19 protein-coding genes and 1 pseudogene are annotated in these 14,334 nt (G+C 57.2%); 6 read left to right on the top strand and 14 right to left on the bottom strand.

Annotated elements, in window-relative coordinates; translation table 11 throughout:
- Positions 1-62 precede the first annotated feature (62 nt).
- A complete protein-coding gene (locus FHS21_RS03330; RefSeq protein WP_112551063.1) occupies positions 63-965 on the bottom strand; it encodes a LysR family transcriptional regulator in 903 nt (300 codons plus the stop codon).
- A gap of 124 nt (positions 966-1,089) precedes the next feature.
- On the opposite strand from FHS21_RS03330, the gene FHS21_RS03325 reads away from it, so the two are divergent.
- From FHS21_RS03325 to FHS21_RS03315, 3 genes are all read left to right on the top strand, one after another.
- Entirely contained in the window at positions 1,090-1,815 is a 726-nt protein-coding gene (locus FHS21_RS03325; protein WP_112526498.1) for an SDR family NAD(P)-dependent oxidoreductase, read from the top strand.
- Positions 1,809-2,297 carry a RidA family protein gene (locus FHS21_RS03320; protein WP_112526496.1) on the top strand — a complete coding sequence of 163 codons (489 nt, stop codon included), beginning with the start codon at positions 1,809-1,811 and terminating at the stop codon, positions 2,295-2,297. Before FHS21_RS03325 ends, FHS21_RS03320 begins: the two co-directional genes overlap by 7 nt.
- 233 nt (positions 2,298-2,530) lie before the next feature.
- Complete coding sequence (locus tag FHS21_RS03315; protein WP_246410795.1) at positions 2,531-3,799, top strand: DUF2778 domain-containing protein; 1,269 nt, start codon at positions 2,531-2,533, stop codon at positions 3,797-3,799.
- Between the two features lie 61 nt (positions 3,800-3,860).
- On the opposite strand, the gene FHS21_RS03310 is transcribed toward FHS21_RS03315, so the two are convergent.
- The 10 genes from FHS21_RS03310 to groL all read right to left on the bottom strand — a co-directional run bounded on the left by FHS21_RS03310 (position 3,861) and on the right by groL (position 10,643).
- Positions 3,861-4,154 (bottom strand): GYD domain-containing protein, encoded by a 294-nt coding sequence (locus FHS21_RS03310; RefSeq protein ID WP_112526492.1) that lies wholly within the window; start codon positions 4,152-4,154, stop codon positions 3,861-3,863.
- A 120-nt stretch (positions 4,155-4,274) separates the two neighbouring features.
- Complete coding sequence (locus FHS21_RS03305) at positions 4,275-4,688, bottom strand: GFA family protein (protein ID WP_112526490.1); 414 nt, start codon at positions 4,686-4,688, stop codon at positions 4,275-4,277.
- Between the two features lie 9 nt (positions 4,689-4,697).
- The gene (locus tag FHS21_RS03300) at positions 4,698-5,741 is read right to left on the bottom strand and encodes an IS110 family RNA-guided transposase (RefSeq protein ID WP_112526488.1); all 1,044 of its coding nucleotides are present in this window, start codon (positions 5,739-5,741) and stop codon (positions 4,698-4,700) included.
- 306 nt (positions 5,742-6,047) lie between these two features.
- A complete protein-coding gene (locus FHS21_RS03295; RefSeq protein WP_183660975.1) occupies positions 6,048-6,809 on the bottom strand; it encodes a DUF899 domain-containing protein in 762 nt (253 codons plus the stop codon).
- Positions 6,810-6,865: 56 nt separating this feature from the next.
- Complete coding sequence (locus FHS21_RS03290; RefSeq protein ID WP_112526484.1) at positions 6,866-7,351, bottom strand: SRPBCC family protein; 486 nt, start codon at positions 7,349-7,351, stop codon at positions 6,866-6,868.
- Complete coding sequence (locus tag FHS21_RS03285) at positions 7,348-7,677, bottom strand: ArsR/SmtB family transcription factor (protein WP_112526482.1); 330 nt, start codon at positions 7,675-7,677, stop codon at positions 7,348-7,350. Before FHS21_RS03285 ends, FHS21_RS03290 begins: the two co-directional genes overlap by 4 nt.
- A 121-nt stretch (positions 7,678-7,798) precedes the next feature.
- A complete protein-coding gene (locus FHS21_RS03280; RefSeq protein WP_183660973.1) occupies positions 7,799-8,128 on the bottom strand; it encodes an ArsR/SmtB family transcription factor in 330 nt (109 codons plus the stop codon).
- Positions 8,118-8,561 (bottom strand): SRPBCC family protein, encoded by a 444-nt coding sequence (locus FHS21_RS03275; RefSeq protein ID WP_112526820.1) that lies wholly within the window; start codon positions 8,559-8,561, stop codon positions 8,118-8,120. Before FHS21_RS03275 ends, FHS21_RS03280 begins: the two co-directional genes overlap by 11 nt.
- Before the next feature lie 67 nt (positions 8,562-8,628).
- Positions 8,629-8,901: a DUF4242 domain-containing protein gene (locus tag FHS21_RS03270; RefSeq protein ID WP_112526480.1), complete on the bottom strand. Its 273-nt coding sequence runs from the start codon at positions 8,899-8,901 to the stop codon at positions 8,629-8,631.
- A gap of 116 nt (positions 8,902-9,017) precedes the next feature.
- Positions 9,018-10,643: a chaperonin GroEL gene (groL, locus tag FHS21_RS03265; protein WP_112526478.1), complete on the bottom strand. Its 1,626-nt coding sequence runs from the start codon at positions 10,641-10,643 to the stop codon at positions 9,018-9,020.
- Between the two features lie 102 nt (positions 10,644-10,745).
- On the opposite strand from groL, the gene FHS21_RS03260 reads away from it, so the two are divergent.
- Positions 10,746-11,015: an usg protein gene (locus tag FHS21_RS03260; protein WP_112526476.1), complete on the top strand. Its 270-nt coding sequence runs from the start codon at positions 10,746-10,748 to the stop codon at positions 11,013-11,015.
- 62 nt (positions 11,016-11,077) lie between these two features.
- Here the strand turns inward: FHS21_RS03260 and FHS21_RS03255 are convergent, their stop codons facing one another.
- Together FHS21_RS03255 and FHS21_RS03250 are read right to left on the bottom strand one after the other, a co-directional pair.
- The gene (locus tag FHS21_RS03255; RefSeq protein ID WP_112526474.1) at positions 11,078-11,374 is read right to left on the bottom strand and encodes a DUF6958 family protein; all 297 of its coding nucleotides are present in this window, start codon (positions 11,372-11,374) and stop codon (positions 11,078-11,080) included.
- Positions 11,375-11,464: 90 nt separating this feature from the next.
- The gene (locus FHS21_RS03250) at positions 11,465-12,166 is read right to left on the bottom strand and encodes a glutathione S-transferase family protein (protein ID WP_112526472.1); all 702 of its coding nucleotides are present in this window, start codon (positions 12,164-12,166) and stop codon (positions 11,465-11,467) included.
- Between the two features lie 206 nt (positions 12,167-12,372).
- Here FHS21_RS03250 and FHS21_RS03245 point away from each other — a divergent pair.
- A pseudogene (locus FHS21_RS03245) lies at positions 12,373-12,489 on the top strand (SDR family NAD(P)-dependent oxidoreductase); the annotation flags it as partial.
- Between the two features lie 83 nt (positions 12,490-12,572).
- Here FHS21_RS03245 and FHS21_RS03240 read toward each other — a convergent pair.
- Positions 12,573-12,833, bottom strand: a complete 261-nt coding sequence (locus FHS21_RS03240) for a hypothetical protein (RefSeq protein ID WP_112526470.1) — start codon at positions 12,831-12,833, stop codon at positions 12,573-12,575.
- 60 nt (positions 12,834-12,893) lie between these two features.
- Here FHS21_RS03240 and FHS21_RS03235 point away from each other — a divergent pair, with 60 nt between their 5' ends.
- Entirely contained in the window at positions 12,894-14,324 is a 1,431-nt protein-coding gene (locus FHS21_RS03235; RefSeq protein ID WP_183660970.1) for a DUF1254 domain-containing protein, read from the top strand.
- Positions 14,325-14,334 lie beyond the last annotated feature (10 nt).

The raw sequence follows: 14,334 nt of genomic DNA, 5'->3' as shown, positions 1-14,334 counted from the left end.
CTTTGCGGCGGTCGGTCTCTCTAAGTAGTTCGATGTATGCTACTGGCCAAACTACATGGCTGTCAGCGCAATGGAATCCATAGCGGACTCTTCCACGCCTTCAGTTCATCGAGGAAGACCAGCAGTTTTGCGGGCAGATACCGGCGGGTCGGATAGACCGCATGCACGAAGATCTCCGGCGATGACCAGTCCGGCAGCAGGCGGATGAGTTCGCCGCGTTTGATCTGTTCGTCGCAATAGGTCGACGGCAAAAGGCCGATCCCGTGGCCACGATAAGTGAACGCGGCGACCGACTGAAAATCCCTGCTCGACAGCGGCCCTGACACATGCTGCTTGAGCGATTTGCGTCCGTTGACCAGATGCCATTCCGCCTCATTGTTGCGCCCGTTGAGCAGGATGCACTGGTGGTCCTTCAAATTCTCTGGTTTTTCCGGAGCCGTACGGCCTTCGAGATAGTCCGGTGCCGCGACGACATAGCGGACGCTCTTGCCGATCCTTTGCGTGACGATTGTTGAATCGCGCAACTCTCCGAAGCGAATGCCGACGTCGACATTCTCCGCGATCAGATCGACGAAGAGGTTTGTGATGAATAGATCGACCTCTATGCGCGGGTGTCTTTTCAGGAAAGCGGAGAGAAACGCATAAAATGGTTCCTGCCCCATGAGCACAGGCACCGAGATTTTGAGCAGGCCTTCCGGCTGCTTCTGTGTTTGGGTCAGAACCTGCTCGGCATCGAACAAGTGGCTGAGAGGTTCGCTGCACTGACTGTAGTAGGCACGGCCTTGTAGCGTCAGCGTCAGTTTGCGGGTCGTGCGCTGGATCAAGGTGACCCCGAGCTGGTCCTCGAGCGCAGAGACCTTGCGGCTGACGGTCGATACCGGCATCCCGAGCGAGCGGGCTGCGCGGCTGAAGCTCTCGAACTGCGCAACCTTCACGAAAACCGCGATATCGTTCAAATCCGTCATGACAAGATTTTTGCATAATTGGAAAATAGATTCCAGATATTTCCATCTAATCGCGCAATAGGGTCTCAGCCATATTCATCGGCAACAAGCGCAATTGCTGCGCTAGCAACCGATGGAGATTAAAATGCCAACACCTAAAACTGTTATCGTCACGGGCGCTTCCCAGGGTATCGGAGCAGGCATAGTCACGGCTTTTGCCGAGCGCGGCTACAATGTCGTCGCGACGTCCCGCCAGGTAACGTCGTCAGATGCCTTCCGGGCTTCTGATCAGATTGCTGTCGTCGATGGCGATATTGGTGATCCCGAAACAGCAAGGCGCGTTGCAGAGACCGCAATCAGCCGGTTCGGCTCGATCGATGCCCTCGTCAACAATGCCGGCATCTTCTACACCAAGCCGTTCATCGACTATACGATGGACGATTTCAGGAAGCTGTCCTCGACCAATCTCGAAGGCTTCATCCACCTGACCCAGCGGGCCGTAAAGCAGATGCTGGCGCAGAACTCCGGCGGCAGCATCGTCAGCATCACGACGCCATTGATCGATCATCCGATTGCCGGCCTTTCCGCCTCGGTCCCCATGATGACCAAGGGCGGGATCGACGCGATCTCCAAGAACATCGCAATGGAATATGCAAGCGATGGTATCCGGGTTAACACTGTCGCCCCCGGTGTGGTCGACACGCCTTTGCACAAGGACAATCCGAAGGACTTCCTGCGGACTCTGTCGCCGATGGCGAGCATCTCCACCGTTAAGGAAATCGTCGATGCGATCGTCTTCCTGACGGAAGCTCCGCACATAACCGGGGAGGTGCTGCACGTTGATGGCGGCGCACATCTGGGCAAATGGTAGACCTCGTGAAAGCATCGGCAGCCGGTGCAGAACAGCGGCTGCAGGAACTGCGCATCACGCTTCCGCCACCACCAACCCCGTTTGGCGCTTACGTGGAAGCAGTGACGATCGGCAACCTCGTCTTCTTTAGCGGGATGTTGCCTGTCATCGACCGCAAGCCCCAGTTCATCGGACGCGTTGGGGGTGAACTCACCGCCGAGGACGGCCGCAAGGCCGCGGAAGTGGCGACGCTCAGCGCACTGTCGGCCGTGCGAGAACATCTTGGCTCACTGGACAAGGTAAAGGCCGTCGCAAACCTTGGCGTCTACATCGCCACCGAGGGTGATTTCAGAGACCATCCGAAAGTCGCGGATGGAGCGTCCGAGCTGCTGCTCGAGGTCTTCGGAGAGGATAAGCTCTCCGGCCGCGTCGTGCTCGGCGTTGCAAGCCTGCCGCTTGGCCTGCCGATCGAGATTGAACTCGTCGTCGAAGTCGAGGCTTGAATGGGGGTGCCCACCACGAGGGAGTGGTGGGCTGCTCCCTCTGCTCTCCTGGCCAAAATTCATTCAAACATTCGTCGCTGCATAAACGGGTTGGTAACCAACATTCTTCATTGTCCATAAAGTCAGCATGACGGCGTGAGCCAGATTTTACGTCTTGTGGCCTCAGTTTTGCCACGGGAATAGGGTTTTGCGCAGGCTGACGCGTTGGTGTCCAAGCGTGGGTTGCGTGTATCATGGGGTTTGCAGTCAGATCCGCCAGGGGCTTTGCGTCTTCTGGCGAGAGGGGCCGTTTTCGTGGCCGCCGTTTGCTGTCCGCTGGCTTGCTTGCGGGCGTCAGTGCCGTGGCTTCTCTCGGCGCGCTCGCCGCGGTGGCAACCATGCAAGGCGCTTTCGGCTCCCATGCCGCAAGTAGCGGCGCCTTCAATCGGGCAGAGCGGGCGTTTTCGGCGCCTTCGATCGCGCTCGTCAGTTCTTTGGACACTTTACCCAAAACCTCGAAGTTTCCACGCGTGCCGGAGCTGAAACACACGGCTTGGCAGGTCAGCACGATGGACGAAGGCTCGGTGATTTTACCGACCGGAGAGATCAGCGTCATCGCGCAGCCAAAGCCCAAGGTGGTAGCCGCCGTGCATCATCCGTTGGCCGCCGAATCTTTCGGCGCGCGTTTTGATGTGGTGCGAGCCGGGCCCTTGGCCGAAGATGCCTTTGGTGCCCGCGCTTCCGGCATCGATACGATGCAAGTCGCCTCGATCCAGACATACACCGCTTTTGACGCAGAGCCGCCTGTTGCTGCGCCTTCCGCCCCGGCGCCTGCGATTGCGGTGGCTGCCTTGCAGGACGCGCCGCCGCCGGTCGGAACCTCGCCGCAAGGGCCATTCAGCCTCGTACTCGCCGAGGAGGAACCGGCCGCGGAGGATGATATCGCTGCGGTGCCACTTCCGGGGATAAGGCCGCGCCGGCCGGCAGACGATGTGCTCTTGCCTTCGACGAAGGCCTTGAAGCGAGCCGCCCCGCAAATGTTGGCCTATGCGCCGCAGGACAATGCCATTCAGGACAATGCGCCGAGCTACAGGCCTGCGCCGCTTTTTGCTTCACGCAACCGCACGGCCATCTACAGTATCGAGGCGAAAACCGTCTACATGCCGAATGGCGAGCGCCTTGAAGCGCATTCCGGGCTCGGGCCGATGCTCGACAATCCACGCTATGTCCACAAGAGGATGCGCGGCGCCACACCGCCGCATACCTATAATCTCACAATGCGCGAGAAGCTTTTCCACGGCGTACAGGCAATCAGGCTCAACCCTGTCGAGCCGGGTAAGATCTTCGGGCGCGACGGACTTCTGGCGCATACCTATATGCTCGGACCGCGCGGGGATTCGAACGGCTGTGTGTCCTTCAAGGATTATCGCCGTTTCCTCGCCGCCTTCAAGCGGGGCGAGGTTACGCAGCTTGTCGTGGTCGCACGCATGCCAGGCGGGTCGTCGCGTCTCGCCTCCAGATAATTTACATGCATCCTTCGCAATCCCGGACGGAAAATCGGTTCCCACTTTTCCTGGAATTGCTCTAGCCGAGCGAAGCGATGATCTCGCGATAGGCTGCTTCGGGGAAGGCCTTCAGGGTTTTCGTGCGCACATTGCCTTTCATGCCGAGGGAAAGTGCGAACCGCGCCATGACGGCATCATCGGACGCCTCGCCGATCACAACCATGTCGTATTCGCCCATGGTGAGATAGAATTCCTTGAAGGAACCGCCCATCTCGCCGAGCAGCTTTCTGGCTGCATCAAGCCTTGCCGGCGAATCGCGTACGTTCTTCACGCCGAGCTCGGTCCAGTTGATCAACATTACGTAAGTGGTCATGGCAAACCTCCCACGCGGCCCGGCTTACGCCGGAGGCCGCGAACTGATCCGCCCTCCGCCTGCAGCGACTATACGCCTGTTGCCGCTGGTCAACAATCTAGACAAAACTTGCTCTAGCCGTCACGTCGGCGGCATCTTGTCGAATTTCGGCAAGGCTGGATCGAGGCGGTCCCATGCGTGCCCGGCGGCGGCCCAGGAAACCATCTGTGGCTTGTATCGGCCAGGATCATCAAGGCTCCCGGCACGCACGACGAAATAGTCCGGCATATCTGGAAGTGTCATGTAGACCGGCGATCCGCAGGTAGGACAGAATGCGCGGGTTTTGACAGTTCCGTTATCGCCAGTCGCGTTCCAGAGCGTCGCTTCGCCTTCAACCTTTACGCCCGCACGCGGGAAGGTCAGATGGGACGCATGGCCTGTACCGCTTTCATGCTGGCATTGGCGGCACTGGCAATCGAGCATGACAACCGGTTCGGCGGAAATTTGATAACGGATCGCGCCGCAAGCGCATCCGCCCGTATAGGCCTCGCTCATTCTGATCTCCTATGATGATTGTCCAGAGACAATTGATTTTCCTGCGATTTTGAAGTTTGGAAAGTCCTCGAAGACCCAGCCGTTCTTGAGCGTATCGAAGATGATGGTGAGGAATTTGCGCGCCGTTGCAATGATGGCCTTGCCTGATCCGCGCCGGTCCTTGATGCGGCGGTAATAGCTGTTGAGGTAGCCGGAATAACGAATGGCAGTCAGTGTGCACTGGACCAAGGTGGTACGGGCAAGCCGGTCGCCGCGTTTGGTAATCCTGCCGCGATTGTCCGTGTCATTGGACTGGCTTACCCTTGGAACAATACCTAGATAGGCCGCCAGTTTGTCAGCATTGTCGAAGTCATTGACATTGCCGATGGAGGTCAGAAGCACAGCTGCAGAGCGTGCACCCACGCCCTTTATGGAGCTCAACCCTTCATAGCCTTCCAATTTTGCCGCCGCTGATTCAATCTCCCTGTCCATCTTGGCGAGTGCTTCTGTCAGGCTCTGCGCCTGATCGCGAAGAATGGTCAGTTCGAACTGCTCCAGCCTCGAGAACCGCATGATCTCAAGCTTTTCCAGCGCCCGCTTCGAGCCGAGGCTTTCCTTTTTGATCTTGATGCCGTGGCGGGTAAACTGGGCGTGGATCTTGTTCAGAAGCCGTGTGCGCTGCTTGACCAGGAGATCGCGGGTATGGGTCAACGAGGCGAGCTCGCTTGTAGCAACAGTTTTCACGCGGGTTTCCGGCAACATGTCCTTCGACAGGAAAAAGGCCAGAGCGCGCGCATCATTCTTGTCGGTCTTTTTCACCGATTTGCGGATCACCTGGAATTGCTTGGCATTGACCACAACAACGCGTTGGACGGAGTCAATGACCTGCTCGCGGAACCAGGCGCTGTTGCCTGTCGCTTCCACGGCGATTTCATCATCCGCCAAAAGGGTTTTGCGGAAGCTGGATAGATCAGTCGCACAAAGCTGATAGGTCGCCAATGTTTCCGTCCCATCCAGATCGAGACGGCAGCTGGTAAAACTGTTGCTATGAAGATCGACACCGACATGCGCCATTTGCTATACTCCATTGGTTGGCGTGAGGCGGAACCCTGCAAAGGGTGTGAACGGCCAAGCCAAACTCCTATACGAGGTCCTCGGCGGTCACCGTGCCTCAAGATGGTCGTTCGGAAGCAGGCGACGGTAATCTCCTTTACAGGGTCAAAAGCCCTAAAACGCGAATGCAACCTGAAACCTATCCGCCTTACCCAACACCATACAGGCACCGGGCCGCTTGGCCGCTCACCCCCCATTCATGCCATCTCCTTTGATGAATTCTGGGATCGGCCGTGCCCGCGCTACCGCCACAAGCACGAACTTTGCTCAGTTGTTGTATTCGTCGTGGCGGCGCCACCAGACGTCGTCTTTTTCGTTTCGTCCCTTGGGTGCGCGGTCGAGCCATTGATACATTGCCCAGATGCCGTCAACCCCGCGCGCATAGGCGGAATAGGTGTGATAGACGACGCGGTCTTCGAGCACGAATGCACTTATGCCCGGCCTCTCGCGTGCGTACGTAGCCGTATCTGTACCGGCCATGGTTGCGAATATATCCTCCCCTTCAGAGCCGTCGTCACCGGCCGGCGCGGGCTCCTCACGCACGTAGTTGTATTCGATGGTGCCTTTGCGCTGCTGCTCTTCGGTGAATGTGACGTGGAAGTCCGGGTTGAAGTCGCTGCCGAATGATGATGCCCAGGGGAAAGTCCACCCCATACGCTGTTTGAACGCCTGCAACTTGGCAAGCGGCGCCCGTGACACCGCGATGAGCGTTACATCGTGATTGGCGAGGTGAACAACGGAGCCGTCAAAGCCATCGGCGATCGCTGAACAGGAAGGACACCCCGCTTTGTAATCGGGCCCGAACATGAAGTGATAGATGAGCAGTTGCGAGCGCCCATTGAAGAGACCTGGGAGCGACGCACGGCCTTCGTCTGTATCGAATTCATAGTCCTTGTCGATCTTGACCCATGGCAGAGCCTGCCTTCGCCGCGCGATCTCGTCACTGCGGCGCGTCAGCTGCTTCTCCTCCTCGAGCAGCGCAAGCCGGGCTGCAAGCCACTCATCGCGTGAAACGACCGGATTCTTCATAGCTACCTCCTATGAGTTGAGTGCCTTTCCAACGTCTGATGCAGTCGATCGTTGCTTCAATTGTGCTTTTTCAACGAGGCGTGTTCCGCTGCGATGGCGCCAATGCCGGGAACGACCTTCTTCCAGCCTGCGCCCATATTCCTGAAAGCAGTATCATTGCGCGGCAGCACGAAGCCTGAATGGACAAGGCGAAGGCGGGTGCCATTTTCTGCCTTGGAAAGAACCCACGTGACCACAGTTTCCAAGCGCGAGCCATAGCCGACATTTCCCTCATGCCCGCCTTGCCAGGTATAAACGAGCCGTTCATTCGGCACTGCCTCCAAAACCTGGCATTGGATGAAACCGTCCCACGCGCCGGCCGGCGTCGTTTTGAATGTGAAGCGCTTGCCCACGACGGGCTCGAACCCGCTTGTCGGCATACCAAGCCAGCGCGTGATCAGTTCGCCTTTTGTCAATGCGTTCCAGATTGTCTCCGGCGCATGCGGCAAGACCTCGTCGACCATGATGTCTTGCGTGTCGGACTTCGGTGCGGCGTCTTTCATGGATCGATCTCCTTCAGGAGCGTTTTGAGATTTGCAAAGCGTTCGCGCCAGAAGACGCCATAATGGCTCATCCAGTCGGCAAGCGGTACAAGGCCTTCGGGCTGAGCGCGGTAATAGACGTTGCGACCCTCGGGGCGCTCGGCGACCAACCCGGCTTGCTTCAGCGACTTGAGATGTTGGGAGATGGCGCCCTGTGTCACGCCACTACCCCGCGTCAACTCCACGACGGTAATCTCGTCGGAATTGACGACACGCTCGAATATGGCTCTCCGGGTAGGATCAGCAAGCGTGCGCAGGACAGCGTCGATGGCGGTGGCTTCAATCATGAAAAATACATTAGTAGATACTCATTGATTAGTCAATACTAATGATTTTGCGCGTTGATCAGTGTGATTCTGCATCGCTCCATCGTTCAGCGTGAAAACGAAACGGCATGTAAGTAAATGCTTACGTTTTCACGAAAGCCCGAAGACGCGAAAGGGCATCGCCCCATTGCTGCGAGACACTGTCTAGATAGGCGCGGATATCATCGATAGGCTCGGGCCGGAAAGCGAACTGGCTTTCCCGCCCAACCTTGCTGCTGATGACCAGCCCCGCCTCTTCGAGAACGCGCAGATGCTTGGTGATGGCCTGACGGGTAAGATCCGTGCCAGCTGACAGCCCGGCGATCGAACGCGTTTGCCCGTCGCTGAGCTTGGTCAGCAGTGACAGGCGGGTGCGGTCGCCCAGGGCTGCGAAAAGTGACGCGGTATCGCGCCCAGGTGTTTCAATCAACATGCTTTTTGATGTTCTTGATCTGCTCGGCCCAGCCGCCTTCATTCATGCGCATGGCATCCGGCCGACGCTGTGGTGGCAGGCGATCAAAGCCGGATTCGACGATAGTCAGCTTTGTGGCTGTGCCCTTGGGCTTGAGTTTGAATTCGACCAGTGTTGGTGGTTCTTTGGAGTAGTCGAAGCCGGGCTCCACCGCATAGGGATGCCAGGTAAAGGAGAAGAGCCGTGGCTCGTCCATTGTTTTTACCGTCACCTCCCATTTGAGATGCTCGTAGCCAGGATAGGTGATCCGGCCCTTGGCCATTTCGCCGGGCTTGAACGGGGCTTCGAGCTTGACGCGGAACCATTCACCAAACTCAATATGATCTGTAAGGGCGCGCCAGACCCGCTCGACCGGCGCATTCAAGTCTATGCTTTTTTCGATACGATCAGACATAAGCGCAACCTCCTGGTTGCCCTTATCATGCCACATCAGTCGAAAAGTGCAACCAGGAAGTTGCGTTTTATTCGGCAGTGGCCGGCTCGATAATGTTGCGTACCTGCGAGATCTTGTTTGCCGGGAAGCCAGCCTTTTTGGCGTGCTCGCGGATCAGTTCTTCGCTTGTAGATTGATATACACAATAAATCTTGTCATCCGTGACATAGCTATGGATCCACTGGATATCTGTTCCGAGATCGCGGAGCACTGCGCAGGATGTCTGCGAGGCGCCCTTGAGCTCCGGCTGTGTCAGCTTGCCGACACCTGGCATATCGCGTTCGATCACGAATTTTGGCATTCTATCCTCCTTGTTGACCATTTGCCGGCGCGGCGCGTTTTTATGCGGCGGCGTTAGGCTCCAGATACTAATTCTGCGCGATCAAAGAGCAGGCTGTTGGGACCGGCTTCTTGAGCTCAGTAATCCATTGCTGCGCTTGGTGGCAGCGGCGCCGCCTGTTTCTTCGGGCGTTCAGCAATCATGGCCTCGGTCGTAACCAGCAGGCCGGCAACGGACGCGGCACCCTGCAGCGCGCTTCGCACCACCTTGACGGGATCGATGACGCCCATGTCGAAGAGATTGCCGTATTCCCCCGTCTGGGCATTCCAGCCGAAAGAGAAATTGGCATTCTCGCGGAGCTTGCCAACGATGATCGATCCCTCAGCACCCGCATTTTCGGCGATCTGACGAACCGGTGTCTCGGTGGCACGGCGTACGATCTCGATGCCAACGCGCTGATCGGCATTTGCAGCCTGTAGCCCATCAAGTGCCTTGGCTGCACGCAAGAGCGCTACTCCACCACCTGGAAGGACGCCCTCTTCGACGGCTGCTCGCGTCGCATGCAGCGCGTCATCGACGCGGTCCTTCCTCTCCCTGACCTCGACTTCCGTTGAACCGCCTACGCGAATAACCGCAACACCTCCGGCAAGCTTTGCCAAACGCTCCTGCAGTTTCTCGCGGTCGTAGTCGGATGTCGTGTCTTCGATCTGCGCTTTGATCTGGGCGACGCGCCCTTCGATCGCCACCTTGGAGCCAGCACCACCGACAATCGTCGTGGTTTCTTTATCGATTACAACCTTTTTGGTACTGCCCAACATTTCAAGTGTCACGCCTTCAAGCTTGATCCCCAAATCCTCGCTGATCGCCGTTCCTCCGGTGAGGATTGCGATATCCTCAAGCATGGCCTTGCGGCGGTCACCAAATCCCGGAGCCTTGACGGCGGCGACTTTCAGACCACCGCGCAACTTGTTGACGATGAGGGTTGCAAGAGCTTCGCCCTCGATATCTTCGGCGATGATGAGCAGTGATCTGCCGGATTGCATGACCGCTTCGAGGATAGGCAGCATGGCCTGGAGGTTAGAGAGCTTTTTTTCGTGGATGAGGATATAGGGATCCTCAAAATCAACGCGCATTTTTTCCTGGTTTGTGACGAAGTATGGGGAGAGGTAACCCCGGTCGAACTGCATGCCCTCGACGATTTCGAGTTCGGTGTCGGCCGTTTTGGCTTCCTCGACGGTGATGACGCCTTCATGCCCGACCTTTCCCATGGCATCGGCCAGATATTGTCCGATCTCCGTATCACCATTGGCAGAAATGGTGCCGACCTGGGCGATTTCGGAATTGTTCGAGATCTTGCGGGCGTTGCGCTTCAGTTCCTCGACAATTGCAGCAACTGCAAGGTCGATACCGCGCTTCAAATCCATCGGGTTCATGCCGGCCGCTTCGGCCTTGGCGCCTTCACGGACTATCGCCTGGGCGAGCACTGTCGCCGTCGTCGTGCCATCTCCGGCAACATCGCTGGTTCTCGATGCGACCTCGCGCAGCATCTGCGCACCCATATTCTCGAACTTGTCCTCAAGTTCGATTTCCTTGGCGACCGTTACGCCGTCCTTGGTGATGCGTGGCGCGCCATAGGACTTCTCTATGACGACGTTGCGGCCCTTGGGGCCCAGTGTAACCTTGACGGCATTGGCGAGTATGTCGACGCCGTGCAGCATTCGATCGCGAGCCTCAGAGCCGAATTTGACTTCTTTTGCAGCCATCGTCGTTCACTCCTTGGTTCGTGGGGCTTTTTCCCCTTGAAAGCAATACAGAATCTGGCAAGATTCACTGCAATACATGAGTTGTTCCATAAGGATGATATCATGAGCGGCAGAGCATTCGAACTTCAGTTGAAGGGCTATGGGCTGACGACGGCCGAAATACATTATCGTCTTCCCGACTACCCCAAATTTCTTCAGCTTTACATCTGGCAAGAATACGATCTTGCGCCGAACTTCCCGGAATTGAAAGGCTTTCTTGATTTCTGGCAAAAGGACCTCGAGGGGCCACTCCATTCAATTCGCATCGTTCACCAGCGCCTGATCGAGCCGCGCGAATGGCGGGCGGTGGACGGGATAATCTCCATCCATTGAGAGCCCAAACGAAAATCCGCCACGGAGCGCTGAAGATGGCGGTTTTCTGCGCTCCGATGCTCTTACGCCCTGAACAACCGTATCGGGCTGGTTTTCTCCCGTCGGATCACCCCCTTCGCCTCCAGATCGAGCTGGACAGTCTTGGCCCACCAGCCTGCCCTTGCACCGTCCGGATAAAGTTCCTGGGATAGTTCGCGGGATAGACGCACGCTGATTTCCGCAAGCGTCAGGCCGGGCGACTTGCCCGGAAGCACCTTGAGGTAAGCCTTTTTCATGGCGTCGTACCTAGCCCGGTCGACTGATCGGGACTGACCGGGATGGTTGATGTTTTCGACGGTAATCTTGTCCTGCTGTGCCATCTTAGCTGCTCCTTGCCCTTGGGTTGTCCAAGGACGACGGAGCTGCACTTGATCCTACACGCCTGCCGTAACCGCAGAACCGCGTACTCTTTAAGGCCGCTTGGGAATATCGAGGCCGCGCTGCACCGCCGGTCGTGCGAGACCGCGTTCCAGCCATGCGGGCACGCGTTTCAGGCTGTCGAACTCTACGATATCGCGTGCGCCATAGAAGCCGACGAGATTGCGAACCCAGCCGAGGATCGAAACGTCCGCTATACTGTAGTCACCCATGATCCAGTCACGTCCATCGAGACGCGTTTCGAGAACGCCGAGCAGCCGCTTCGACTCGTCCCGGTAACGCTCTAGCGGGCGCTTGTCCTCATAGTCGCGGCCGGCGAATTTATGGAAAAAGCCGACCTGGCCGAACATCGGTCCGATCGCCGCCATCTGGAAGAACACCCATTGAATGGTCTCATACCGTAAAGCCGGATCCGCAGGCATGAGCTTGCCGGTCTTCTCCGCGAGGTAAAGCAGAATGGCGCCGGACTCGAACAGTCCCAGCGGCTTGCCGCCGGGCCCATTCGGATCGACAATCGCTGGGATCTTCCCATTCGGGTTCAACGACAGAAATTCGGGCGTCCAGCTCTCGTTTTTGCCGATGTCCACTGCATGCGCTTCGTACGGAAGACCAATTTCCTCGAGCGCGATCGAAACCTTCACACCGTTTGGCGTCGGAAAGGAATAGAGCTGCAAGCGGTCCGGATGTTTTGCCGGCCATCGTTTGGCAATAGGGAAAGCTGATAGATCAGGCATGAAAACTCCATAATCTGGATTTGGGGGGGGTGATTCTTCGAGTGACCGTAACACGGGAACGGATCAGCTTGCACGTCAGCACTTTATCGGGATTGTCCGCTTTTTCGAATACGAGTTCGGGTATTCACTGACTTATCCGAACAGACGTGCAACACCATACTATGGCAATAACGGGAATATCGCTCCCGACCAATTGGAGAATGAACATGGAACGCCTATCTGGAAAAGTTGCAATCGTTACCGGCGCCAGCGCTGGCTTTGGCCGCGCCACGGCGAAGCTTTTTGCGCAAGAAGGCGCCAAGCTGGTTGTGGGTGCGCGCCGCAGGGATGGCGGCGTTTCAATTACCCGGACCTGATCGGAAGGGGGCCTGTGGCTCCCTTTTTTATTGAGCTGCTACTGTCCAGATCAGGGTGGTGTGACGATCATCCAGGTAAAGACGTAGGCCTGCAGCATCACCAGAACACCTACAAGGCGTTGTTCCAAGGTCAGGCAGCCCAACTTCGGCGGCAGTGTTACAGTAACGTACTTGTTTCTTTGTACGCTGCCGGACAAGGCTTGCCGGACAAAATGTCCGCTGACTTCAGTGCGCGCCGCCCACATATTGAAAACTGACCCGGTGCCAAGCTGATCGCCTTTGCCTGCAGCCCATGAACAATTGAAATCCAAGTTGCTCCCACTCGCCAGCCGATCAAGCAGAAATGGCCTTTTTAAACGGGGAGTACAATCATGAAGGCAAAACTGTTCGCACTTATCACCTGTACGATCTTGTTCATCGCGTCGACTGTGCATCATAGCGCCGCCGATGCCATTACCGAGCAGCAGGCGCATTCCATAGGCCTGGACGCCTATGTGTATTTTTATCCGCTGGTGACGATGGACGTCACCCGCAAACAGGCCACCAATATCGAGGCTGGCAAGATGATGGGCCGCGGACCGGCCAATGAATTCACCAACGTGCCGGAATTCCCGACGGCTGACATGCGCGATGTCGTTCGCGTCAATTTCGATACGCTTTACTCAGTCGCCTGGCTGGACATGACCAAGGAGCCGATGATTGTTTCGGTTCCGGACACGAACGGGCGGTTTTATCTGCTGCCAATGCTCGACATGTGGTCGGACGTCTTTGCCTCGCCCGGCTGGCGGACGACAGGCACCGCCAAAGCCGATTTTGCTATCGTTCCACCAAAGTGGGAGGGCGGAGGGTTACCCGAGGGAACGCAACGTATAGACGCGCCGACACCCTTTGTCTGGATAATCGGGCGCACCAAGACCGACGGCCCACCGGACTATGATGCGGTCCACAAGATACAGGCCGGCTACAAGGTAACGCCGCTGTCGCAATGGGGCAAAACGCCGGAGCCGGTCAAAGTCACGATCGACCCGGCAGTTGACATGAAGACATCGCCGAAGGCCACTGTGGACGGAATGTCGGCCGGTGAATTTTTCGCCCGAGCCGCGGATATCCTGAAAATCAATCCGCCCCACCTGACGGATCAGCCCATCATCTCCCAGATGAGACGGATCGGCATAGAGCCTGGTCAGAGCTTCGACATTACCAAGCTCGATCCCTCAGTCGCCAAGGCGCTCGAAGGTGTGCCGGCGGAGGCGAGCAAACTAATGGAATGGAAGATGGCGACCCTGGCCCGGGTCGCGAACAATTGGTCGATGAATACCGACACGATGGGTGTCTACGGCAATTACTATCTGAAGCGTGCCATTGTCGCGCAGGTGGGGCTCGGCGCCAATCTTCCTGAAGACGCCATCTACCCGCTCAATCTCGGCGACGAAAAGGGCAACCCGCTGAATGGAGCGAACAGTTACACAATTCATTTCGATAAGGCGTCGCTGCCGCCAGTCAAGGCGTTCTGGTCCATTACGCTCTATGATCCTCAGGGCTTCCAGGTTGCCAACAGCATCAATCGGTTCGCCGTGAGCAGTTGGATGCCGTTTGAGTACAATGCCGATGGTTCGCTTGATATCCACTTCCAGGAAAAGAGCCCTGGCAAGGATAAGGAGGCCAACTGGCTGCCTGCACCGGCGGGACCTTTCAACCTGACCATGCGGCTTTACGGGCCGGAAATGGACGCGCTGACAGGGAAATGGAATCCGCCCCCGGTGGTGATGGTTCCGGTGCTTCAACAGGTCATTGCGCAATAGCGCGAAGGTT

Source organism: Phyllobacterium trifolii (assembly GCF_014192095.1).
In the GTDB taxonomy this organism is placed as follows: domain Bacteria; phylum Pseudomonadota; class Alphaproteobacteria; order Rhizobiales; family Rhizobiaceae; genus Phyllobacterium; species Phyllobacterium trifolii.
This window is presented reverse-complemented; position numbering and strand designations above follow the sequence as displayed.